Below are 5,546 nucleotides of genomic sequence, written 5' to 3'. Positions count from 1 at the left end.
CGGCAAAAATTGCACAACTCGCAGATTTGCGACAGACACTCTTCATGGGAAATACCCTCCGAGGAATGCTTCTTCAGGCGTACGCATTTGGAACTATGGGCGTGATTGCCGGCTATGCCGCTCTGGCTTCTTTAGTTGGCGCACTTCTGTTTCTCATTTTAGGTATTGCGGCAATTTTTCACCGCCGTCATACCGGTGAAGAGATTCTGATTTAGCCCTCAACTCTCCGTGATGGGTTAAAAAAGCGCCCCTGGGTTTATCCCAGGGGCGCTCTCCTTTGCAATCTTTTTTCTGGCTTAGCGTTCAATCTTTCCTGAGATGAAATCCTCGGTCTTTTGATGCGCTGCTTCATCTGTGTACTGAGTTGGTGGTGTCTTCATGAAGTAGCTAGATGGTGAAAGCAATGCTCCACCAATCTTGCGATCAAGACCAATCTTTGCGCAGCGAAGCGCATCGATGATCACACCAGCAGAGTTAGGTGAATCCCAAACTTCCAACTTGTATTCAAGGTTAAGAGGAACATCACCAAAAGCACGACCTTCGAGGCGAACGTAGGCCCACTTGCGATCATCTAGCCATGGGATGTAATCAGAAGGTCCGATGTGAACATTCTTCTCACCAAGATCATGGTTTAGCTGTGATGTTACAGAGTTTGTCTTTGAGATTTTCTTTGATTCAAGACGATCACGCTCGAGCATGTTCTTGAAGTCCATGTTTCCGCCAACATTGAGCTGGTAGGTGCGATCAAGGTGAACTCCACGATCTTGGAACAACTTAGCCATGATGCGGTGAGTGATAGTCGCACCAACTTGGCTCTTAATGTCATCTCCAACGATTGGAATTCCTGCATCAGCAAACTTCTTTTCCCATACTGGGTCAGATGCGATAAATACTGGTAGGGCGTTGACAAATGCGACGCCGGCATCAATTGCACACTGTGCGTAGTACTTAGCTGCTGTTTCAGAACCTACAGGTAGGTAGCAGATCAAAACATCGATCGCTTCATCCTTTAGTACCTGAACAACATCTACAGCAGGTGCATCTGACTCTTTGATTGTCTCGCGGTAGTACTTACCGAGACCATCATTTGTAACACCGCGAAGTACTGGCACGCCAGTCTTTGGGACATCACTAAATTTAATTGTGTTGTTTTCACTTGCCCAGATTGCATCTGCAAGATCGAGTCCGACCTTCTTTGCATCCACATCGAAGGCTGCAACAAACTTGATGCTAGAGATGTGGTATCCCCCAACAACAGCGTGCATCAGACCTGGAATTTCTTGATCAAGGGCAGCATTTTTGTAGTACTCAACACCCTGAACTAATGAGTTAGCGCAGTTTCCAACGCCAACAATTGCAACACGGATGTCGCCTTTACCGGTTGTGATATTCACTCTATTTCCTCTCGGTTTTGATCATGTCTTCCAGCCAAGCAATCTCTCGATCAGCTGTCTCTAGTGAGTGACGTCGCCACTCCTCCAGATATTTGTCGATACCAACAGGTGACTTCTCGAGTTCACCACGAAGGATTTCGGCTTTCTCCTTGAGGCGACGATGGCGTCCCTCAAGAATTCTTACTCTGTTATTTGCTGAGGTTGGAGAAAAGAATGCGAAACGAATTTCGAAGCCTTCGTCCTCCCAAGTCTCAGGTGTTACTGATTCAGTTAATGATTCAAATCTGCGAGCGCCCTTGTCGGTAATCGCATACACAATGCGGGATCTGCGAGAGGTTGCTTCAACAACAGTCTCCTCAATAACGCCTGCTTCCACCATGCGGCGAAGCTGCGGATAGAGAACGGAAAATGACAAAGCGCGAAATGGCCCAAAGATGGTGCCGATACGCTTTCGAAGTTCATAGCCATGCAATGGGGCTTGGGAAAGCAGGCCTAGAAGGGCGAATTCGAGTGACTCTGAACGCGAGCGCATCTCAACCCTCCCCTCCTACTACTCCGTGGAATGTATCCATTCGATATATCGAGCGGTAATCTATTGGGATATAGCGCCCTAGCGCAACCCAGACTCGCCGTTAAACTGCCCACATGATCATTCCCACACGGTTAGCCGAGTACGTCGTGGCGGCCATGGTCATCATTTTGGCCCCTGGGCCCAGCGTGCTCTTTGTTATTGCCCGCGCCATTGCCTGGGGGCGTAAGACCGCCGTGCTCACCGTTGCTGGAAATGTGACAGGTGCCTTTTTTCTCTCCACCTTTGTGGCTTTTGGTCTTGGGCCAATCCTGCAGCGATCTGAGATTGCCTACATCGCTATTCAATGGGGTGGTGGTCTCTATCTGATCTATCTGGGAGTAGATGCCATACGACAACGTAGAGCTCATGCCGCCGACATGAAAAATCAAGGCGATGTCGCACCTAGTGTGCGGCGCTCCATTAGAGATGGTTTTTGGGTTGGAGCGCTGAACCCAAAAGGACTTGTTTTCTATGCAGCTGTCTTGCCTCAGTTCATAGATCGAGAACGTGGTCAGGTCACAGGGCAGTTGATTTTGCTTGGTGCCATCTTTTCGATCCTTGCATTCTTTTCAGATGGAACCTGGGGGCTATTGGCTGGAACGGCCCGCCAATGGCTTGCCACAGATTCCAAACGCTTAGAAATACTTCGATCAACCGGCGGTGCGATCATGATCATTCTTGGAATATCTGTTTTGGTCGCTGCAATTGTCAGTGGCTAAGTACACAATTACTTCCATGATTAAACCTGCCAAACCAGCCCGCGAAAACATCTCTCCCTCTGATTTAACCTTTGGCCTTTCCACCTGCAAAAGATGTTTGTGGATTAAGTATTGGTTCAAGGTGTCGATGCAAGGTCAGTTCCCACTTGTAGGGACGATGTCAGCTTTGCAAGAAGAGCATTTTCAAGGTGCAGACATGCCAACAATTGATCCAACACTTCGCCCTGGCAAGGTCACCAAATGGGGAGAATGGGTCAAGAGCAAGCCTTTGGTAATCAATGGCACGGAAACACGTTGGCGCATTTTGGGTAAGTACGATCTTGTTTCAACAAATGAGGATGGCACTATTGGATTAATTGATTGCAAAGTATCTGATAGCCAACGCGATAGTGGTCAGTTTTATTCACCTCAGCTTGAGGCATATGCCTATTCCTTAGAAAACCCTGCAGCCGGTAAATCTCAAACTGTTGCATCAATTGGGTTATTAGTATGGAAGCTAGCCACAGCAACAGGAACTTCGGCTGAGGATTATGGTTTCGGAGTATTCCAAAAGTATGTCCCTGTCGAGCGAGATCAGGCTAATTTTATAAAGGTCATTGGTGAGTTTATTGATGTGCTGGAGGGTGAGCTACCTGAGCCAGGTTCTGAGTGTCAAACATGTAACTACTTAACCGCCAGAAACGCTTTGGATTAATCCTCTTCTTGTATCTGACCGAGTTTTGCTTTTTTAGGGGCATAGATATCTATGTACTCCTGGTCAGACAAGGCATGAATGGCGTTCATGATTTGATCTGTGACATCTCGTAAGTGTTGTAAATCTGTTGAATCTCCATCGAAGTACATCGGAGTTCCAAAGTTCATCCCCACGCGCTTAACATTTGGAATAACTTTTCCCGTTGGTTGAATCTTGTCAGTATTAGACATAGCAACTGGAATTACAGGTGCACCTGATTCAATGGCCAAGCGTGCAATACCCGTTCTTCCTTTGTACAAACGTCCATCAGGAGAGCGTGTTCCTTCAGGGTAGATGCCGATGCAATCCCCATCAGCTAAAACCTTTAAGCCAGTGATAAGTGCTGCTTCGCTGCGGCGTCCACCAGAACGGTCAACCGGTACTTGCCCTAAGGCAATAAATGTTAACTTTTTAATAAATCCTTTTGGGCCAGGTGAGGTGAAGTACTCACTTTTTGCCAAGAATGTGACTTTGCGTGGAACAACCAGCGGCATAAAAATGGAATCACTAAATGAGAGGTGATTGGAGGCAATGATCACCGGGCCTTTTCCTGGCACATTTCGAAGTCCTCGCACTTTTGGTCGAAATGCCAACATCAAAAATGGGGTCAGAAAGGCGCGCAAGGTTCCATATGGCAGGTTGTTGAGCACGGGGACAATTTACTGGTTATTGACGGCTATGACACTATCTGAGGGTGAGTATTGAGAAAAAGGAGCCTGAGGATTTCGACGAGGAGGAGTTAATCCGCTCTGAGTTCGAATCCATCGTATCTGGGCTCTCCTTGGATGAATCAGCCCCCACGACATTCTTAGATGATCTGGATCGAATCGATGAAGATAAATTTGTGCAACCTAATCCCCCGCGACAAACATCACGTGGCTTTATTGCCTCAGCAAAGCATGCAATAAATCGTTGGTTAAATCGCGATTATCGCGAAGATGATGGAGCAGCGCTGTGAGTGATTTTCGTTGGGGAATCATAGGCACCGGTGGAATAGCACAAGCATTTGCAACAGACATACAGAACCTCAAAGGACATAGAGTCGGCGCTGTTGGTTCACGAACACTTGGCAATGCGCAGGAATTTTCAAATCGTTTTGGCGCAGTTGCATATGGATCATATGCAGAACTAGTAGCTGACACTTCAATCGATGCGGTTTATGTTGCAACTCCCCACCCTGCACATAAAGAGAATGTGATTGCAGCGCTCAAAGCAGGAAAGCCAGTGTTGTGCGAAAAACCTTTTGCAGTTAATGCCCAGCAAGCCCAGGAAATGGTTGATGCAGCGAAAGAAAATCATGTCGCACTGATGGAAGCGATGTGGTCACGTTTCCTGCCACATTATGGACAGGTGCGCGAAATCATCGCTAGCGGAACCTTGGGCAAAATTCTTACAATTCAAGCAGATCATGGACAGCGCTTAGCTGATCAGAACATCCCCCGCCTGATAGAGCCCTCACTTGCAGGAGGTGCGTTGTTAGATCTTGGAATTTACCCTGTTTCATTTGCGCACATGGTTCTTGGAAATCCCACAAAGATGACTTCAACTGCTGTGCTGACTGAAAAGGGTGTCGATGCTCAAACTTCGATGATCTTTGATTACGCAGATGGAGCACAAGCGGTCTTAAACACCACAATGCTTGAACAAACGCCATGTCGCGCGGTGGTTGCTGGCATGAATGGATGGTTAGAGATCGATCGCGTTTTTTACGCTCCATCAAATATGAAGGTGACATTATTTGATGGCACAGTAAAACACTTCCCAAATACCTATATTGGACATGGAATAAGGGAACAAGCAGAAGTATTTAAGCAGCTTGTGCTCTCAGGTAAACAACAAAGTGAAGTGTTGAACTGGAAAGACACTGTCGACATTATGAAAACACTCGACACAGTTCGATCACAAATTGGGTTGAAATACCCCTTTGAAAATTAGACTCTAGCTAAATCTGCAACGCCAACAAGACCAGCTTCATTGCCCAATTCGGCTGCAATCAAAGTTGGGTATGGGTGTTTGCCAGCAAATGGCATTGTGCGCTCTAATGATTCGCGGGTTGGCTTTAACAAAATTTCTCCGGCATCAATTACACCGCCGCCGATAACAACACAGGATGGATCGAGTAAAACTGA

The 5,546-nt window shown here is 47.0% G+C and carries 8 protein-coding genes and 1 pseudogene; 5 read left to right on the top strand and 4 right to left on the bottom strand.

Annotated elements, in window-relative coordinates; translation table 11 throughout:
* Window positions 1-215, top strand: a pseudogene (locus AC9UH7_RS06015) (hypothetical protein); the annotation flags it as partial.
* Between the two features lie 81 nt (window positions 216-296).
* On the opposite strand, the gene AC9UH7_RS06010 reads toward AC9UH7_RS06015, so the two are convergent.
* Entirely contained in the window at window positions 297-1,394 is a 1,098-nt protein-coding gene (locus AC9UH7_RS06010) for an inositol-3-phosphate synthase (protein ID WP_509596221.1), read from the bottom strand.
* A 1-nt stretch (window position 1,395) separates the two neighbouring features.
* Entirely contained in the window at window positions 1,396-1,926 is a 531-nt protein-coding gene (locus AC9UH7_RS06005; protein WP_509568244.1) for a PadR family transcriptional regulator, read from the bottom strand.
* Between the two features lie 113 nt (window positions 1,927-2,039).
* On the opposite strand from AC9UH7_RS06005, the gene AC9UH7_RS06000 reads away from it, so the two are divergent.
* Window positions 2,040-2,684, top strand: coding sequence for a LysE family translocator (locus tag AC9UH7_RS06000; RefSeq protein ID WP_509596219.1), 645 nt, complete (start codon window positions 2,040-2,042; stop codon window positions 2,682-2,684).
* A gap of 16 nt (window positions 2,685-2,700) precedes the next feature.
* Window positions 2,701-3,378 carry a PD-(D/E)XK nuclease family protein gene (locus AC9UH7_RS05995; protein WP_509596217.1) on the top strand — a complete coding sequence of 226 codons (678 nt, stop codon included), beginning with the start codon at window positions 2,701-2,703 and terminating at the stop codon, window positions 3,376-3,378.
* Here AC9UH7_RS05995 and AC9UH7_RS05990 read toward each other — a convergent pair.
* A complete protein-coding gene (locus AC9UH7_RS05990) occupies window positions 3,375-4,067 on the bottom strand; it encodes a lysophospholipid acyltransferase family protein (RefSeq protein ID WP_509596215.1) in 693 nt (230 codons plus the stop codon). The genes AC9UH7_RS05995 and AC9UH7_RS05990 overlap by 4 nt on opposite strands.
* Before the next feature lie 44 nt (window positions 4,068-4,111).
* Between AC9UH7_RS05990 and AC9UH7_RS05985 the strand changes: the two genes are divergently transcribed.
* Both AC9UH7_RS05985 and AC9UH7_RS05980 read left to right on the top strand, forming a co-directional pair.
* The gene (locus AC9UH7_RS05985) at window positions 4,112-4,375 is read left to right on the top strand and encodes a hypothetical protein (RefSeq protein WP_509596213.1); all 264 of its coding nucleotides are present in this window, start codon (window positions 4,112-4,114) and stop codon (window positions 4,373-4,375) included.
* Window positions 4,372-5,352, top strand: a complete 981-nt coding sequence (locus tag AC9UH7_RS05980) for a Gfo/Idh/MocA family protein (RefSeq protein WP_509596211.1) — start codon at window positions 4,372-4,374, stop codon at window positions 5,350-5,352. Before AC9UH7_RS05985 ends, AC9UH7_RS05980 begins: the two co-directional genes overlap by 4 nt.
* Here AC9UH7_RS05980 and AC9UH7_RS05975 read toward each other — a convergent pair.
* On the bottom strand, window positions 5,349-5,546 hold a 198-nt coding region (locus AC9UH7_RS05975; RefSeq protein WP_509596209.1), incomplete at its 5' end, for an ROK family protein. The two genes, AC9UH7_RS05980 and AC9UH7_RS05975, sit on opposite strands and share 4 nt — an antisense overlap.

It is taken from the genome of Candidatus Planktophila sp. (assembly GCF_044348745.1).
GTDB lineage: Bacteria > Actinomycetota > Actinomycetes > Nanopelagicales > Nanopelagicaceae > Planktophila.
The sequence above is the reverse complement of the archived record's forward strand: the minus strand, read 5'-3'. Positions and strand labels throughout refer to the sequence as shown.

Excerpts from the sequence above, each read along its gene's own strand:
- AC9UH7_RS06005 (WP_509568244.1), bottom strand. The coding sequence starts at position 1,926 with ATGCGCTCGCGTTCAGAGTCACTCGAATTCGCCCTTCTAGGCCTGCTT.
- AC9UH7_RS06000 (WP_509596219.1), top strand. The coding sequence starts at position 2,040 with ATGATCATTCCCACACGGTTAGCCGAGTACGTCGTGGCGGCCATGGTC.
- AC9UH7_RS05995 (WP_509596217.1), top strand. The coding sequence starts at position 2,701 with ATGATTAAACCTGCCAAACCAGCCCGCGAAAACATCTCTCCCTCTGAT.